The sequence below is a fragment of the Mesorhizobium sp. M7A.F.Ca.ET.027.03.2.1 genome, from assembly GCF_003999175.1.
GTDB lineage: Bacteria > Pseudomonadota > Alphaproteobacteria > Rhizobiales > Rhizobiaceae > Mesorhizobium.
Window position 1 is genome coordinate 1 of the sequence record NZ_RZOM01001813.1, and the last position, 549, is coordinate 549.

A 549-nucleotide genomic window follows, 5' to 3' on the forward strand; every position below is an offset into this window, starting at 1 on the left:
GAGCCGTTCCAGTGGCCGCCGCCCGTTCGGGCCGACCCCTTCTGGCCTGCCGGCCATCTCCCCCTCAAGGGGGGAGATCAGCCTGCCGCTCGGCTTTCGCCAATCGCCAACGCTGCGGAAGAAGCGCCGGTGACAAAGCTGCTAGTCTCCCCCCTCGAGGGGGAGATGGCCGGCAGGCCAGAAGGGGTCGGCACGACTGGGCTCCAGGTTCGCTTCTTCGCCGACGGCAATTTCTACACACCCGATCGCAAGGCGCGCTTCATCGCCATCCGCCCGACCACGGAAGTCCGCACCAGTCCCGACTATCCGCTGATCCTCAACACCGGCCGTATCCGCGACCATTGGCACACCATGACGCGGACCGGCAAAAGCCCGCGGCTTTCGCAGCACATCGCCGAGCCCTTCGTCGAGATCCACCCGGTGGATGCGCAGCGCTTCGGCATCGGTGACGCCGACATCGTGCGCGTTTCCAGCCCGCGCGGTGACGTGCTGGTCCGCGCGCTGGTGACGATACGCCAGCGCCAGGGCAGCCTGTTTGCGCCGATGCAC

Annotated in this window: 1 protein-coding gene; it reads left to right on the top strand. The window is 67.6% G+C overall.

Annotated elements, in window-relative coordinates; all coding sequences use genetic code 11:
• Positions 1 to 549, top strand: a 549-nt coding sequence (locus tag EN750_RS41350) for a molybdopterin dinucleotide binding domain-containing protein (protein ID WP_281062395.1), incomplete at both ends; no start/stop codon positions are given.